Here is a 17,004-nt window from a genome sequence, read left to right as displayed (position 1 = left end):
GGGAAGTACAGGTCGATCCAGCGCACGATACGATTACCCAGACTGGTAGACTGTCCGGACCAGTATTCACGGGTACTCATCATGGCTTTTATGCACTGAAACACAGGCTGCTGCGGCGAGTAATCCGTGTAGTAGCAACGGCTGACCACGTCAGCAATGACAAGTGCATCCTTAGGGTCATTTTTAGATGGGCTGTTGTCGCGGTTTTCCTTGTTGCGATGCGTGGTAACCGGATTGACTAACACGACTTCAATGCCCTGCTCTAGAAGCCAATCTTCAAGATTATGCCAGTAGTGGCCGATTGGCTCCATGCCAACGAGGAATGAACTTTTGTTATGCTTAGCACTCGTTTCTCGAAACCAATGGAATAACTTCTCGAAGCCCTCTTTCGTGTTCGTAAAAGAAAGGTGACGTGATGTTAGCATGCGGCCGCGAAAATCTGTGATTTGTGCAGCGTGTACATCTTTTGCAATGTCGATCCCTACGATAGAATGATGGCTGGTAATTCGTTCAATCCGTTGATTTGTTGGGTCATTTCGAGTAAACTCCATATACAGCGCCTCCTGATGGGTTTTAGGACATTGATCCGTTCAACCCCCATCATACGAGGCGCTCCTTTTTTTGTCCAAGCTCAATTCTTAGACTCTACAGGAATGTTTAGGGCGCGGTCAGTCTATGTCAAAAAAGGGACCGTCCCTCCGTCCATTGTTCACACAATAGCCTCGGTACAGCCCCTTACGGTTGGCACTATCTACTGCCTCACATAAATCTCGTACGCCCATGGCGCGAGATCGACCATTTGCTCCGCTTTCAGCTCCGCCGATGCACCGCTCTGCGACGTATACGCGCCCGCCAGCGCCGGATCGAGCTTGACGCTCGTCGCCACTGGCTCCGCGGACAAATTCATCATCACGACGACCGTGTTGTCGTTCTTCGTCCGCTCGAAGGCGAGCAGATGGTTGTCGCCCGCTTCAAGCGAATGATACATACCGCCAGCGTTGCCGTTCCACAACGCCTCGTTGCTATGCTTCAGATCAACAAGTCCCTTATAGAACGTCTGCATCGTCAGATCTTCCCAGCCGATCTCATCCTTCTCGAACAACGGCAGCCGTCTGTTCAGTCCTGCCTCTTGCCCTGAATAGATAAGCGGCATGCCCGGCAGCGTAAAGCTGAGCGCCGCCATCGTCTTCACCGCGTCGCCAAGCCGCTCGTACTCCGTCCCCGTCCACGCATTCTCGTCGTGGTTCGACGTGAAATTGAGCGGATAGGTGCCCGATGGGAAGCTCTTCGCAAGCCGCTCTGCATACGAGGCCACCTGCCGCGCATCACCCTGTCCCTTCGCCAGCCGGTTCATCGTATTGTACAGCTGCCAGCCATAGTTGGCATTGAATGCATGGCTGAGCAAACCAATCTGCTGATCATCCTCTGCCAGCATATACACCGGCTTGAGCTTCTCCAATTCGGTTCGCGCCTGCTCCCAGAACGTCTTCGGCACACCACCAGCATAGTCAGCGCGGTAGCCGTCGATATCAAACTCGCTCACCCAATATTTCATCGCGTCCAGCATCGCGGCCTGCATGTCAGCATTCTCGTAGTTCAAGTCTGCAACGTCGGACCAATTCGTGTTCGGCGGCATCACAACATTGCCCGCGTCATCAGTCGTATACCAGCCTTTATTCGCCAGCCATGGATTGTCCCAGCCGGTATGGTTGCCGACCCAATCGAGCATCACCTTGAAGCCAAGCTCATGTGCCTTGTTCACCAGCGATTTGAAATCATCTGCCGTCCCCATATCCGGATTAACCGCCTTATAGTCATCCACCGCATAAGGGGAGCCGAGCGTTCCGTTCCGCTTCGTCTGCGAGATCGGGTAGATCGGCATTAGCCATAGGATGTCTACACCCAGCTCCTTAAGCCGGGGCAAATGCTGCTCGAACGCCGCGAAGGTGCCTTCCTTCGTATACTGCCGCACATTCACTTCGTACATCACGGCCTTCGCCGCCCAATCCGGTGTCGGCGTACCGTTGCTCTGCTGCGACTGCGCTGTTTCCTTCACCGGTTCCTTCTGCACAGCTGCCTCCTCCCCCGCCGAGCAGGCAGATAGACCAACCATGGAGATGAGAAGCGGAAGTGTTATGAGCATTTTCCGTGTCTTACGCATCCTAGCACCGTCCATTCGTTCGTTTCGATTAAGCGTGAATGACGAGATATTATCCGTTGATCGGACAATCGACCGCGACCGTCAGCTGCTATGCACCATCATCGAAGCATACAGCTATCTCATCCGAGCTGATCCCCTCACTCGTTAACATCGTTTCGTTCCTCCTCTATCCCTTAACCGAACCAAGCGTGATCCCTTTGACAAAATACTTCTGCAAAAACGGATAGATCACAAGCAGCGGCAGCATCGAAATAAAGATCTTCGCTGCATTAAGCGTCTGATTGGACAGCTCCGACATCCGCTTAACCGTCTCCTCATCCATCTTCGTCGGATCAATCACGACCGCGACCTGTCGAATATACGATTGCAGCGGATAATGATCCGCTTTGTTCATGAGCACAAGCGCTTGGAAGAACTCGTTCCAGTGATACACGATCGTGAATACCATGATCGTCGCGAGCACCGGCACCGACAGCGGCAGGCAGACGCTGAACAGAATGCGCCACGGGCCAGCACCGTCGATCATCGCCGACTCTTCCATCTCCTTCGGCATGTTGCGAAGGTAGTTCATCACGAGGATAACATTGAACACCGGAAGACCGCCGCCAAGCACCAGCCCCCATATGTTATTGATCATGCCAAGCGACTGCATCGTTAGATACCAAGGCACAAGGCCGCCGTTGAACAGCATTGCGAATACAAGCAGCCACATGATGATATTGCGAGGCTTGAAATCCTTGGACGTCTTCGATAGCGGATATGCCATCAGCAGAATGACGAAGAATGCAATTGCTGCGCCACACACAACCCGTTGGATCGAAATCCAGAACGAGCGGAAGAACTGGTCGTCTTTCATAATCGTTTCGTAGGAGCCCCAGGTGAACCCCCGAGGCCATAGAAACACCTGCCCGGCCGCCGCCGAAGCTTTGTCGCTCAGCGAGACGGACAACGTATACCAGACGGGAAGGAGGCACAACAGCATTAGAACGATTAGCACCAAGAGATTCAGACCGTTAAACAATCTGGCTGTCATCGAGCGTTCCGTAACCATGTTGATCGACCTCTCTATTAGAAAATTCGATAATTCGCGAATCGATAAGCGAGCGTATACGAAATCGTGATAAGGACGAGCCCGACAACCGATTTCAGCAATCCGACAGCTGTCGCGAGTCCGTACTGGAAGTCGATGAGACCGGCGCGGTAAACCCACGTGTCCACGATATCGCCCGTCGAGTAGACGGATGGATTGTACATGTTGAAGATTTGATCGAAGCCCGCATTAAGAATGTTGCCGAGGCTGAGCGTCGCCAGCAGCGCCGCTACTGGAATAATGCTCGGAATCGTTATTTTGATCAGCCGCTGCCATTGAGACGCGCCATCGACGGCTGCCGCTTCATACATCTCTGGGTTAATCGAGGTCAGTGCCGAGAAGAAGATAATCGCGTTGAAGCCGAATTCCTTCCACACATCACTGCCGACGACGAGCGCCGGGAAAATATGTGCATTGCCGAAGAACATAATCGGGTCAAGTCCGAGACCCGAGAGCACTTGGTTAACCGGACCTGAATACGAGAAGATGTCCAGCATCATGCCCGCTACGATTACCCAGGACAAGAAGTGCGGCAGGTACACAACGGTCTGTACGGTACGCGTCAGCAGCCGATTTTTCACCTCATTAAGCATGAGCGCGAAGACGAACGGCACGAGGAGATTACCGACCATTTTGGCAAAAGCAATGACGACCGTGTTCCGGAACACCAACTTGCTGTCATCCAATTCGAACATGTACTGAAAGTTCTCCATGCCGACCCATGGCGACTTCCATATGCCAAGGCCCGGATTGAACTCCTTGAACGCCGTCAGAACGCCATACATCGGATAGAGATTGAACAAGGCCAGCCAGACGAGACCGGGAATCAGCATGATATAAAAATGTTTCGAGAAGCTCTTAGGTATCATTTCTCTCTCCACCTCCACCACTGTCTTTAGAAAAGCAAGACGAGCGACAAGCGCTCGTCTTGGTCGTCCTTATTTCAGCTCGTTAACTTCTTCCGTAATCTTGTCGCCGCCTTGATCCTTCCACTTTGTGACGAACGTATCGAATGCGCTGATGTCTTCCGTACCCATGATGATCTTGAAGAACGTCTCGTCCTCCAGCTTCTTCAGGTTCGTCCAGCGGGATTCCATCGTCTTCGTCTGAGCAGTTGCGATACTGCGTACCCAGTTGATATCTGCGTCGACGAACGTGGAGCCGCCGTTCAGATGGGCATAGATGTGCGTGAAGAAACCGGTATCTGCTTGCTGGTCAAAATATTGAATGTCGTAGTTGTCGAACGGCTCTTTCTTAATGGCCTTAACATGCGTTGCCATTTCGTGTGCCCAGCCGTAGTTAATGTTGTCGATATCTTCGAGCTTGATTTCGTCCTTGAGGTATTGGCGCAGGTGGTTCACGGCGTATTCCAGCTGGTCGCCCGCTCCGAGGATAAGGAACAGCGGCACTTCTTGCGACGTCATTTCTTTGCCGGCCGTCAGCGTTTTGTACTCTTCGTCCTTGCCCCACTTGTGGAGCGTCGTCATTTTGATAACCGCCTCTGGATGCTTCGCTTTCTTGCTGACGACGATATAGCTGGAGCCTGTCGCTTGGTTGGAGTTGAACTTGCCTGCCGCGTCGAGCGGTGCAATGTACGGTCTCCAGTTCGCATTCGGATCGTTCTTCATCGAGTCCGACAGATTGTACGCCGACCACCACGGTCCGAAGAAGATACCCGTCTGCCCGCTTGCAACGACTTCGGCCGTCGATTTGCGGATGCCGAGCTCTTTGTCCAGAATGCCCTTCGCGTACCAGTCCTTCATCATCGCGAGCGCGTTCTTCGTCTCTTCCGTGATGGAGCCGTATACCGCGTTGCCGTCCTTATCCTTCACCCAGATGCCTGGATACGCATCGTTCGCGAAGAACAACGGCGAGAAGTTGTACCAGTGATCCGTCGAAGCCAAGAAGTTGGACGAGAGTGAACCGCCCTGCTGCGTACCAACGATGCCGACCGTTTTGTCGCCGCCCATTTTGTTGTCGATGAACGCCTGCGCGATCTTGCCTAGATCCTCAAGCGACTTCGGCGCTTCGAGGTTCAGCTTGTCGAGCCAGTCCTTCCGAATCCAAGTCATTGGCGCCGAAGGCAGCGTCGTCTCTGGCAGCGCATACAATTTGCCGTCGAACGTTACACTGTCGAGCAGGCCGGGATTGGAGTCGTACACCGCTTTCAATTCCGAGCTTGCGTATTTGTCGTACACGTCTGTGAGATCGGCAAGCTGGCCAGCCTTCACCATTTGGCGAAGCTGCGTTTCGTTGACGACGAGCGCGTCCGGCAGATCGTTACTCGAAATCGCGAGACTGACTTTCTGCTGATAGTCATTGCCTGAAGCCGCTTCCCAAGCGTGCTTCACGACGATGTTGTATTTGTCTTTCAGCCAGCGCGTGTACACATTGTCTTCCGCCGTATCCGTACCATCGTACTTGTAGTTCGGGTCGATCGCGCGGCCAATCGATACTTCCGTTGGTTCTGCGAATTTGGCGAATGGATCGATGACTTCCTCCGCTGCTGTCTCTTCTTTCGCTGGCGTGGAATCGGTCGTCTTCGTTTCCGTACTGTTGTTAGACGATGCTGCATCTTCATTGCTCTTGTTGTCGCTGCCGCCGCATGCGCTTACGCTTGCAGCTACGACAAGCAGTGCCAATCCGGACAAAATAGCCTTCTTCATATGCATCCCCCTTATATCGTCCTCGCATGTGTTCTTGACAGTTCCCATCTTAGCACCGCTTCCGCAATGGCTGAGATAGAGCGCCCTCCGCAATGAGGGTAGAACATCGTTGCCGCTATACAAAAAGCGTGCGAAAACCGTCTACCCTGTTTTCGCACGCCTTCTACCCTTCGCAAAGCTCGGTTCTCAGCACCGACTTTCTGAACAACCTCTGTCGTGTGCCGCTATTTGCGCTGGCTGTCCGCCGACTGCTGCCGATACTCGCTCGGCAGGATGCCCGCATGTTCTCGGAACAAGCGGCTGAAATATTTCTCATCGCTATAGCCGATCTGCTCCGCGATCCACTGAATCGTTCTCGTCGTGCTGCGGAGATACTCCTTCGCCCGTTCAATGCGAATATCTCGCACATAATCGGTATACGTCTGGCCGACGTACTGCTTGAAGCATTGGCTGAAGTAGCTGCCGCTCATATTGACCATCTGTGCGATCTCGGCTGACGAGATCGGATTGCTGATGTGCTGCTGCGCCAGGCTCATCGCCTTCACGATGCTGTTCTGTATCTCCGGGGAGAACAGCGGCTTCGCTGCTGCGCGGCTGATCCGCTCGCGCACCTCAAGGAGCCATTGCTCGAAGCTGTACCAGCTGGCGAAGAAGTCCTCGATCGTGATCGGCTCTGCGAGAATCGTTTGGTACAGCCGATTCCATTCGTCGGACAGCGAATAGAAGATGCGCGCGAGCCGAACAGGCGGCAGCTTGAGCGATTTCAATTCTGTTAATTGCGCTTGGAATACAGCGTCTGTGTAGATCCAATCCGCTGCGCCCCACTTCTCCTTGATCGGGTCGAGCGGCGGACTGCCCGATTCCTTATCCTGCGCGTTGTATTCAGTCGCATCGATCTGTATCGGTCGTGCTGAAGGTGCATGATGATAGAATAAGTCCTGCCTGCCGTATGCGCGGACAAGCTGAAGAATTGATTTGCGGTCCATTCCGGTTAGTCCGTGGAAATGAACGTGCGCGATATTCGGATGAGATGCTTGGGTGGCAGTCTTCGACTGCGACTTAGTCTGTGGCTGGGTGTTGGCGTACCAGATGCCTGGTTCTGCCTCTACGGCGCCAGCTGGAATGCCCTGCTGCGATGCAGATGCAGGGTCCTCATCGGGATTGAGCGCATAGTAGACGTGCAGAGAGCCATTCGCTGCGAACGCTTCTTCCTCAGGCTGGGCAGCCTTGCCCTTCGCGCCAGCCTTGCGCCCCATCAGCTTCACGATGCGTCCGAGCACTTCCTCGAACTGCTCCTGTTCGAGCTGTGTTTTGGCAATATAATCGATCGCCCCGAGCCGGAGCGCTTCTTGGATATATTCAAAATCTTGATGCAGCGACAGCACCACAATCTGCATGTCGGGATATTGATCCCGCACGATGCGAATCAGCTCGATGCCCGACATGACGGGCATTGCAAGGTCCGTAATCAGAAGCTCCACATGGTGCTGCTCCAGAAACTTGAGCGCATTCTCGCCGTTATTGGCTTCGCCTACAATCTCCATTCCGCATGCCTGCCACGGCATCGAGGAGATGAGTCCTTTGCGTACCAGCTTATCGTCATCAACGATCAATACACGGATCATGGCTGTTCACCTCCGGCTGCTGTCTCTTTCGTGGTAGGAAGGCCAAGCGTCTTGGTCGGCAGTGGCAGGCGAAGCGTAACGATCGTTCCTTTGCCCGGCTCGCTGCGGATTTGCAGTCTCGACTCATCGCCGTAATTTGCTTTAATGATGCGCTTCACATATTTCATCCCGATGCCCATACCGGCCTTGTGCCCGTCGTCGGTGTCCTCGTTCAGCAGTTGGTCGATCGTCTCCTTCGACATGCCTGCGCCGTTGTCTTGAATCGTAATTTGCAGGCCATCCTCTTGCAGTGCTACACCGACATAGATGTAGCCGTCATCGCTGACGCCGTGGTAGAGCGCGTTCTCGACCATCGGCTGAAGCAGGAAGCGCGGGCTCTGGATGGCTAAGCTTTTCTCGTCTACGTCGATATCGACGTCGAATCGGAAGTCGTACCGAATTTGTTGCAGCTGAAGATATTCCTTGAGCGCTTCGATCTCATCGCCGATCGTCGATGTCTCGCCCATTTTGCCAAGATTATAATAGAGAAGCTTATTCAAGCTAAGCACCAGCTTGTCGATATCCTTCTGGCCGTTCATGACGGCGAGCCAATGCACGGTATCAAGCGTGTTCATGAGAAAATGCGGATTGATCTGGTAGAGCAGCTTCTCGACTTCCAGGTCGGCTCGCCGCTTCTCCTTCTGTTCAACCTCCTCGTACAACGCCCAGATCTTACCCTTCATGCTGCGGGTCTGGTAGAGCAGATAGTCGAACTCCGGTATGTACGTTTTCTCATTGCGTTCCTTATCGTTCGAGTCGATGAGCGACTTGATCTCCTTATGGAACTTGTCGAGCGGTCGGTAGACCATCTTCCACAACAGCCATGCGAAGAAAATCGCGACAATCATGAACACGAGGAAAATGCCCGAAATTTGCAGCAGCCACCGGTTCCGCTCCTGATTGAGCTCATTCTCCGGCACGATGCTGACGATGCTCCAGCCTTGATTGCTCACTTCCTTGTTCCAGAAGAAGCCGCCGGAATAACCTGACTGCACGTCTGGACTGGTCTCCGGGAACAGTTGCTGAACCTTGAAGCTGTCTGCCACCTCACTGAAAGCGATGCGGCCCGACGGGTCGAGCAGCAGCAGGCGACGCGAGCTGTCCTTCCGGTTCTGCGGCGCAAACAGCGTCGTCAATGCGCTGCGGCCGGATTCGATGTATAAGTAGATGTCTTTGTCCAGCAGGCTCACCTTGCGCATTATGCTGAACACATACTGGTTGATCGAGCCGTTATAGCTTAAGTGAGGCCCATAGTATTGGATTTCGGAGAAGTCCGCGAGCAGCGGCAGCGTCTCGGGCTTGAAGTCGCCGCGGATGCGGAAGTTTTCGAACGAGTATTGTGCCGAGTCCGGGTCGTAGTACATCATGAGCCCGATGTTCGGGTTGGAGAACGTAATGATGTTGAGTTCGCTGCGAATCTCGTTGTTGAGGCGCAGCTTCTCATAAGGCTCCGTTGCCTCCCCCAGCTGCTCGAGCAGCTTGATCGTACCACCGCCGTAAGCGAACTGTTGAGAGACGTGGTTCAAGTTGTTGAGTGTGTTCTCGAGCGTCATCAGGTCCTGCTTCAGATTGCTCTGCAGGGCGCTCTCGACTTTATTGCCGATGATCGAATCGATCGTATAGAAGGATATGAATCCTAGACATATAAAAGGGGTCAAGCTGCTGATGAGAAAGATGACGATAATCCGGTTTTTGAAGGTAATGTTGTTCAGCCATTTGATCGGCATAAGCGCGGACGCTCCACCCTTTCTATAGTTCATCTCATGCTGACTGCGGATTGCGGCATAAGGACAGGAATCCGCCCCATTCTATCATAGCTTGAAACGGATGGGATGAGGTAGGAGGATTATCTTGAGATGGGTGGGGGGATTTTTAGAAAGCTGGTGGGCTTCATAAAGGATTACTACGCAAGTGAATGTTCTTGCGATCGCTGTTGTCCTCGGATTGTTCTGATTATATAAATTCAGATATGGTAACTATCCGAGTGACAAAGGCAAACGCTGACGCTTCTCCAGAATCATTCACTCGCTTCGTAATCAATGAAGTTTCAGTTTCTAAAAATCCCCCCGTGGGTGGTGGATGAGGGAGAAATCCCCGTCCGCTTAGGCGTTTGGGGATTTATGTTGTCATGGGACAAACCGGTGCTATTCACTTCGATAGCTCCTTGTTATTGATCTAATTAGTCTTCCGTACACCGTGTTCAATCGTACACTTTCCGCCTCCATCTGCCGTCTGCTCCACTACCCAGTCGGGTTACTCTCTAAGAAATCACAGCGGCGCTAGCACTTACAGTACCATTGTCTCTTCGTCACAGCCGTAGCCACCTCCGTAACGGACCATAGCGACACTATTCGCCTTGAAAACACTCAGTCCCACCTCTAACGGACTGTAGGAGCACTATTCAGTCGAAAACGGACTAGTTGGGGAGTAAATACAATGAATAAGGTTTCCTGAGTCCGTTACAGCGGTGGGCGTCCTAACTGGTGCGAATAGCGTCGTCTGAGTCCGTTACAACTCAGCTCTATTTCAGATAGGAATAGCGGCTACCTCTCCACTCTCTCCTTCAACTTTCCATCGCCGTCCCCCCGTCTCCTTAACGGACCATAGCGACACTATTTGCCTCGAAAACACCTTATCCCAACTCTAACGGACTGTAGGAGCACTATTCGATCGAAAACGGACTAGTTAGGAGGTAAATACAATGAATAAGGTTTCCTGAGTCCGTTACAGCGGTGGGCGTCCTAACTGGTGCGAATAGCGTCGTCTGAGTCCGTTACAACTCAGCTCTATTTCAGATAGGAATAGCGGCTACCTCTCCACTCTCTCTTTCAACTTTCCGTCGCCGTCCCCGTAACGGACCATAGCGACACTATTTGCCTCGAAAACACTTGATCTCACCTCTAACGGACTGTAGGAGCACTATTCAGTCGAAAACGGACTAGTTGGGGAGTAAATACAATGAATAAGGTTTCCTGAGTCCGTTACAGCGGTGGGCGTCCTAACTGGTGCGAATAGCGTCGTCTGAGTCCGTTACAACTCAGCTTTATTCCAGATAGGACTAGCGGCTACCTCTCCACTCTCTCTTTCAACTTTCCATCGTCATCCCCCACCTCCGTAACGGACCATAGCGACACTATTTGCCTCGAAAACACTCGATCTCACCTCTAACGGACTGTAGGAGCACTATTCGATCGAAAACGGACTAGTTGGGAGGTAAATACAATGAATAAGGTTTCCTGAGTCCGTTACAGCGGTGGGCATCCGAAATGTTGCGAATAGCGTCGTCTGAGTCCGTTACTCACAGATCTCGCCCAGTTTCTCTCCCCTCCCCTCCGTCACCACGGACACCGGTATACTAACAAAGCAAAAATCCCCCGCAACGCCTAAGCGTTCGGGGGATATCTGTTTAAGCCACACCAGCTTGCCGAGGCAGCGCGGAGCGCTTCGCTTGGCGGCGGTGGTGGAGGATGTAATAGCTGACAGCCGACAGCAGCGCAACTACGCCGGCGCCTTCGTACATGACTCGGTAGTCGGTGAACGATGCGATCATGCCCATGAAATACGAGCCGAAGCCGTAGCCAAGGTCGAACAGCAGGAAGAACGTACCCGTCGCGCTTCCTCTCCGGTGAGCGGGCGACAGCTTGATTGCAAGTGTCTGGAAGCATGGCAGCAGCGCCCCATACCCCACACCTAGCACCATACCCGCAAACAACACCATAAATCCGGAGTGCGCTGCGCTTAATACGAGCATCCCTACAATAAACAGCACGATGCCTGGGTAATATAAGTAGTGCTCTTTGTAGTTGTCGAACACTTTGCCCACAATCGGGCGGGAAACGACGATCATAACCGCGAATACGACGAAAAATAACGCCGTTATTTGCGTCTGATGAATTTCCTCCGCGAACGATGCGAAGAAACCGGACAACGAGCTGTATGCGAAGCTGAGAATAAAACCAACAAGCGAGATCGGCACAGCCTTTGGCTCGATGAATTTGCTCCAGCCCCGCTTTTGCTCCACAACCGGTTCTGGCTGTGGAACAACAACCGCTGCTTCATCGCGTTCCTTCTTCTGCCCAGGCAGCCGAATGCCGAGCGTGAATAGGAGTGAAGCCGCCGCAATGACACATACTCCCGTCAGCAGTACATTAACATTGTGATCCTTCCATAGCAGCAGTCCAAGCGCCGGGCCGATAGCCATCGCAATGCTCATGAACATACTGTAGTAGCCAATCCCTTCGCCCTGCCGCGAAGTCGGGATAATGACCGTTGCGGCGGTGCTCGTCGCCGTAGAAGCTACCGCATAGCTAATGCCGTGAAGGAGACGAACGATCAGGAACAGTGCCATGCCCTTCGCTCCAAAATAGCTAATACAAGCGAGCAAGAAGATGATCATGCCGATGACGGCCATCTTTTTCTTCCCGAACCGATCCACCCACATCCCCGAGAACGGCCGGCCAAGCACCCCGCCAACCACATAGATCGTAATTGCAAGCCCCATCTGCTGCTGATCTCCATGCATGCTGTCCCTTACATAGAGCGGAAATGCTGTTGCCAGAATATAAAACGTGAGGAACATAAAAAAGCTGCTCAAACACACGACAATGAAATCTCTCGACCAAATTTTCTCCTTTACCACGACAATACGCTCTCCAATCTCCATTAAAGCTATCTATATATTCGTGTTCAAAAGCGGACTTTTTGAACGACCTCTGTATGTTAGATCATTATAAAAGCGTTGATTAATCATGTATAATACTAATTCAGTGATAGATTCATCACATTAAAGTTATATGGAGAGCGAGTTGATCGCTTTGGAATTTCTTCAGCTCAAATACTTTCAAGCCGTCGCACGGCTCGAGCATATTACGCAGGCAGCTAAAGAATTGAACGTATCGCAGCCTTCCCTCAGCAACTCGATTCAGCGGTTGGAGAAGAAGCTTGGCGTTCCTCTATTCGAGCGACAGGGGCGGCAGGTAAAACTGAATGCATTCGGGCGAACGTATTTGCGCCGTGTGGAGCGCGCGTTTCTAGAGCTTGAAGAAGGCGAACGCGAACTAACCGATATGGCGGGCCTGGAACGAGGCGTCGTTTCGGTATCCGTTACGCTTCCTTACGTGCTGCCGACGATGCTCAAAGATTTTCTAACGCATCATCCACATGTCCGCATTATTCAACGTCAGCTCGGCTCGGTGCTTGATATGAAGACAGAGCTTGAGAATGCAGATATCGACTTCTGCATCTGCACGACCCCGATTACCGGTCCAGATATCGAATGGCTCACACTGGCCGAAGAAGAGCTATGTCTAACTGTGCCGAAAGGGCACCGGTTCGCTTCACGAGAGAGCATTGCACTGAGCGAGGCAGCAGACGAGCCTTTCATTACGTTGTCATCAGTGTCGAACTTTAGAGAGATTACCGATGGATTTTGCCGCCGGGCAGGGTTCGAGCCGCATATCGCCTTTGAGCTGGAAGAAGTCAGCTCCATCCAGACGCTTGTCGAGATGGGCCTTGGCATTACGTTCACATTGCCGCTGTCGCTCGGCAAACGAGCTTCCCATCCGGATACCGTTCAGGTGAAAATATCCGATCCGGTCTGTCAGCGGACATTCGGCATTGCGTGGAACAAGAAGCACTACCTTTCCGGTGCCGCGATCCATTTTCGCGAATTCGTGATCGATTTCTTCAGTAAGCCCATCAATCCCAGCTCATAAAACCATATACAAAAAGCCGCCTCCCGTACGGGAAGCGGCTTTTGTGTATGAACAGCTAATTAGATAAGACCGGATTTCTGCAGAAGACGCTGAATGATCGCAGCAACTTCGGCTCTTGTAATATTATCCTTCGGTGCAAGCTCCGAACCGTTTCTACCCGTTACGATACCGGCTTGAACACTGTCTGCAATGCCTTCTTGCGCCCAAGCGGAAGCATTCGCGGCATCCTCGAATGGCGCCAAGGTTACATTGACCGATTGAGCGGTCAGCTTCGCATTCAGCTCAGTCCATTTCATTGCTTTCGAAATCATGACCATTACTTGCTCGCGCGTAATGAGATCGCTTGGACGGAACGTTCCATCCTCGAAACCATTAATGAGCTGATATTTGTATGCAGTGTTGATCACTTGGTTGTACCAGGCTGTCGAGCTTACATCTGAGAATGGTGCGCTGCCGCTCTCAAGTTCGAGACCAAGTGCACGAACGATAATGGCCGCGAATTCTGCGCGAGTAATGTCCCGGTTCGGCTGGAACAGACCATTCCCGACGCCTTCGATAATAAGACGGGAGCCCATATCATTGACCGCGTTTTTCGACCAATGATTCTCTACATCGCTGAACTCAACCGGATGCCATACGAGCGCATATGTGCTATTCGTTAAGCTATTGATCGCTGCGTAGTGCTGTCCGTTGATATCCAGAACTTGCGTCGGTACATGGCGGAACGTTCCGTCTGGTTCAACAACAACGCCAGTTGTAACTCGGCTTGAGTCAACGCCGTCTGGAATGGTGATAAGACGTTCAACATACACATTAAACTTCGAAATCTCAATCGTGCTGCCGCCATAGGTGCCTTGAATGGAGAAATCAAGCGGTGGTGCAACGACCGTAAACTTTCCTTTGTCCGCTGCATTGTCCACGATGTTCTTCATCGTATCCGATGGCTCACTGATTTTGATTTGAATTTTAATGTCTTTCAAGTCAATTGCATTACCGAGTTGATCCGAGATCGCTCCGATATTAATTTGATCCGCAGGAATCGTATACGTTGCACGGTCCGTCTGAATGACGACCGTCGCATCCTTGTCATTCAAGCTGCTAAACATTTGACCATCAAACTCGACAACGAGTGAATCGGTCATGTTTGGAACAGGAACGGTAACCACTGCACCTTGGCCTTCGGATGCGAGTCTGTCTTCCAACTTATCCGGATCCACAGCAACTGTTGTTTCAGTACGGCCATTCTCTTCTTTCGTTGATACATTACCTGCACTTTCCGGCTTGCCATTTACCAACACCTCGAAATCACTATCTGGCTGTGTCGTCGCGCTTGTGCCTGTGCCAGGAGTACTAACAGGTCTTGGATTGCTAACCGTTACTGTGCTTACTGCAGTATATCCACCATCGACTGTTGTTACCGTGATCGTTGCTTTACCCGCACTTACAGGCGTGACAACGCCGTTCATGACTGTTGCCACGCTCGTGTTGCTTGAACTCCACGTTACCGTTTTGTTCGTTGCATTCGACGGGTTCACCGTCGCTGTCAGCGTCGCCGATGTTCCGCCTTTTATCAGGCTCAGCGTTGCTCGATCCAGCGTTACGCCCGTTACACTTGTTAGTGGAACAACGGGGTCCGTCACCGTTACTGTGCTCGTGGCCGTGAAGCTGCCATCGACTGTCGTTACGGTAATCGTCGCTGTACCTTCGCCCACTGGTGTAACAACGCCGTTAACGACTGTTGCTACGCTCGTATCATCCGAGCTCCACGTTACCGTTTTGTTCGTTGCATTCGACGGGTTCACCGTCGCTGTCAGCGTCGCCGATGTTCCGCCTGTTGTCAGGCTCAGCGTCGTTTGATCCAGCGTTACGCCCGTTACACTTGTTGGCGGAACAACGGAGTCCGTCACCGTTACTGTGCTCGTGGCCGTGAAGCTGCCATCGACTGTCGTTACGGTAATCGTCGCTGTACCTTCGCCCACTGGAGTAACAACGCCGTTAACGACTGTTGCTACGCTCGTATCATCCGAGCTCCACGTTACCGTTTTGTTCGTTGCATTCGACGGGTTCACCGTCGCTGTCAGCGTCGCCGATGTTCCGCCTGTTGTCAGGCTCAGCGTCGTTTGATCCAGCGTTACGCCCGTTACACTTGTTGGTGGAACAACGGAGTCCGTCACCGTTACTGTGCTCGTGGCTGTAAAGCTGCCGTCGACTGTCGTTACGGTAATCGTCGCTGTACCTTCGCCCACTGGTGTAACAACGCCGTTAACGACCGTTGCAACATTCGTGTCATCCGAGCTCCACGTTACCGTTTTGTTCGTTGCATTCGACGGGTTCACCGTCGCTATCAGCGTCGCCGCTGTTCCGCCTGTTGTCAGGCTCAGCGTCGTTTGATCCAGCGTTACGCCCGTTACACTTGTTGGCGGAACAACGGAGTCCGTCACCGTTACTGTGCTCGTGGCTGTAAAGCTGCCGTCGACTGTCGTTACGGTAATCGTCGCTGTACCCTCGCCCACTGGTGTAACAACGCCGTTAACGACCGTTGCAACATTCGTGTCATCCGAGCTCCACGTTACCGTTTTGTTCGTTGCATTCGACGGGTTTACCGTCGCTGTCAGCGTAGCCGCCGTTCCGCCTGTTGTCAGGCTCAGCGTCGTTTGATCCAGCGTTACGCCCGTTACACTTGTTGGTGGAACAACGGGGTCCGTCACCGTTACTGTGCTCGTCGCTGTAAAGCTGCCGTCGACTGTCGTTACGGTAATCGTCGCTGTACCTGCTCCCACCGGTGTAACAACGCCGTTAACGACCGTTGCAACATTCGTGTCATCCGAGCTCCACGTTACCGTTTTGTTCGTTGCATTCGACGGGTTTACCGTCGCTGTCAGCGTCGCCGCCGTTCCGCCTGTTGTCAGGCTCAATGTTGCTTGATCCAGCGTTACGCCCGTTACACTTGTTGGTGGAACAACGGGGTCTGTCACCGTTACTGTGCTCGTAGCTGTAAAGCTGCCATCGACTGTCGTTACGGTAATCGTCGCTGTACCTGCTCCCACCGGTGTAACAACGCCATTGACCACTGTCGCAACACTCGTGTCATCCGAGCTCCACGTTACCGTCGTGTTTGTTGCATCAGTTGGTGCTACTGTCGCTGTGAGCGTCGCCGCCGTTCCGCCTGTTGTCAGGCTCAGCGTCGTTTGATCCAGCGTTACGCCCAGCACTGGCGTCGTTACCGTTACCGTACTCGTTGCCGAATAGCTACCATCTACCGTTGATACGGTAATTGTCGCTGTACCATTTCCAACAGGTGTTACAACTCCATTCGCTACTGTTGCAACACTCGTATCATCTGAGCTCCATGTGACAGAAGGATCTGTCGCATCCGATGGGTCAACTGTCACTACTAGTGTTTCAGATGCTCCACCTTTGATCAGATTCAATATTGATTTGTCCAGCGTCACACCCGTGACCGGCTTCGTAACCGTGACTATGCTTGTTGCCGTATAGCCGCCATCAGCCGTCGTTACTGTAATCGTTGCTGTACCTACGCCTACTGGCGTGACAACACCATTCACGACCGTTGCTACATTCGTATCATCCGAGCTCCATGTCACAGAAGAATCTGTCGCATCTAATGGATTAACTGTTGCAACCAACGTTTCATCTGCTCCGCCTACGAACAGATCCAGCGTGGACTTGTCCACCGTTACACCTGTTG

At 52.5% G+C, this 17,004-nt stretch carries 10 protein-coding genes; 1 reads left to right on the top strand and 9 read right to left on the bottom strand.

Going from position 1 to position 17,004, the window contains the following annotated elements; all coding sequences use genetic code 11:
• From DFQ01_RS12425 to DFQ01_RS12390, 8 genes are all read right to left on the bottom strand, one after another.
• Positions 1 to 551: IS110 family transposase (locus tag DFQ01_RS12425; RefSeq protein ID WP_146216865.1), on the bottom strand; the 551-nt coding region annotated here is incomplete at its 3' end.
• Between the two features lie 200 nt (positions 552 to 751).
• Entirely contained in the window at positions 752 to 2,161 is a 1,410-nt protein-coding gene (locus DFQ01_RS12420; RefSeq protein WP_245946647.1) for an alpha-amylase family glycosyl hydrolase, read from the bottom strand.
• Positions 2,162 to 2,327: 166 nt separating this feature from the next.
• Positions 2,328 to 3,212: a carbohydrate ABC transporter permease gene (locus DFQ01_RS12415; protein ID WP_110044200.1), complete on the bottom strand. Its 885-nt coding sequence runs from the start codon at positions 3,210 to 3,212 to the stop codon at positions 2,328 to 2,330.
• 17 nt (positions 3,213 to 3,229) lie between these two features.
• Positions 3,230 to 4,120: an ABC transporter permease gene (locus DFQ01_RS12410; protein WP_110044199.1), complete on the bottom strand. Its 891-nt coding sequence runs from the start codon at positions 4,118 to 4,120 to the stop codon at positions 3,230 to 3,232.
• 69 nt (positions 4,121 to 4,189) lie between these two features.
• A complete protein-coding gene (locus tag DFQ01_RS12405; protein ID WP_110044198.1) occupies positions 4,190 to 5,917 on the bottom strand; it encodes an extracellular solute-binding protein in 1,728 nt (575 codons plus the stop codon).
• A 224-nt stretch (positions 5,918 to 6,141) separates the two neighbouring features.
• Positions 6,142 to 7,542: a response regulator gene (locus DFQ01_RS12400; protein WP_110044197.1), complete on the bottom strand. Its 1,401-nt coding sequence runs from the start codon at positions 7,540 to 7,542 to the stop codon at positions 6,142 to 6,144.
• A complete protein-coding gene (locus tag DFQ01_RS12395; protein ID WP_245946646.1) occupies positions 7,539 to 9,341 on the bottom strand; it encodes a sensor histidine kinase in 1,803 nt (600 codons plus the stop codon). Before DFQ01_RS12395 ends, DFQ01_RS12400 begins: the two co-directional genes overlap by 4 nt.
• A 1,646-nt stretch (positions 9,342 to 10,987) precedes the next feature.
• Positions 10,988 to 12,220: an MFS transporter gene (locus DFQ01_RS12390; RefSeq protein ID WP_174812497.1), complete on the bottom strand. Its 1,233-nt coding sequence runs from the start codon at positions 12,218 to 12,220 to the stop codon at positions 10,988 to 10,990.
• Positions 12,221 to 12,395: 175 nt separating this feature from the next.
• Between DFQ01_RS12390 and DFQ01_RS12385 the strand changes: the two genes are divergently transcribed.
• A complete protein-coding gene (locus DFQ01_RS12385; protein ID WP_110044218.1) occupies positions 12,396 to 13,295 on the top strand; it encodes a LysR family transcriptional regulator in 900 nt (299 codons plus the stop codon).
• Between the two features lie 59 nt (positions 13,296 to 13,354).
• Here DFQ01_RS12385 and DFQ01_RS31085 read toward each other — a convergent pair.
• The coding region (locus DFQ01_RS31085) for an Ig-like domain-containing protein (protein WP_110044194.1) at positions 13,355 to 17,004 on the bottom strand (3,650 nt) is incomplete at its 5' end.

This window comes from Paenibacillus cellulosilyticus (assembly GCF_003182255.1).
In the GTDB taxonomy this organism is placed as follows: domain Bacteria; phylum Bacillota; class Bacilli; order Paenibacillales; family Paenibacillaceae; genus Paenibacillus_T; species Paenibacillus_T cellulosilyticus.
The sequence above is the reverse complement of the archived record's forward strand: the minus strand, read 5'-3'. Positions and strand labels throughout refer to the sequence as shown.

Coding starts and splice junctions, on each gene's coding strand:
- DFQ01_RS12400 (WP_110044197.1), bottom strand. CDS start 7,542: ATGATCCGTGTATTGATCGTTGATGACGATAAGCTGGTACGCAAAGGA.
- DFQ01_RS12410 (WP_110044199.1), bottom strand. CDS start 4,120: ATGATACCTAAGAGCTTCTCGAAACATTTTTATATCATGCTGATTCCC.
- DFQ01_RS12420 (WP_245946647.1), bottom strand. CDS start 2,161: ATGCGTAAGACACGGAAAATGCTCATAACACTTCCGCTTCTCATCTCC.
- DFQ01_RS12395 (WP_245946646.1), bottom strand. CDS start 9,341: ATGAACTATAGAAAGGGTGGAGCGTCCGCGCTTATGCCGATCAAATGG.
- DFQ01_RS12415 (WP_110044200.1), bottom strand. CDS start 3,212: ATGGTTACGGAACGCTCGATGACAGCCAGATTGTTTAACGGTCTGAAT.
- DFQ01_RS12405 (WP_110044198.1), bottom strand. CDS start 5,917: ATGAAGAAGGCTATTTTGTCCGGATTGGCACTGCTTGTCGTAGCTGCA.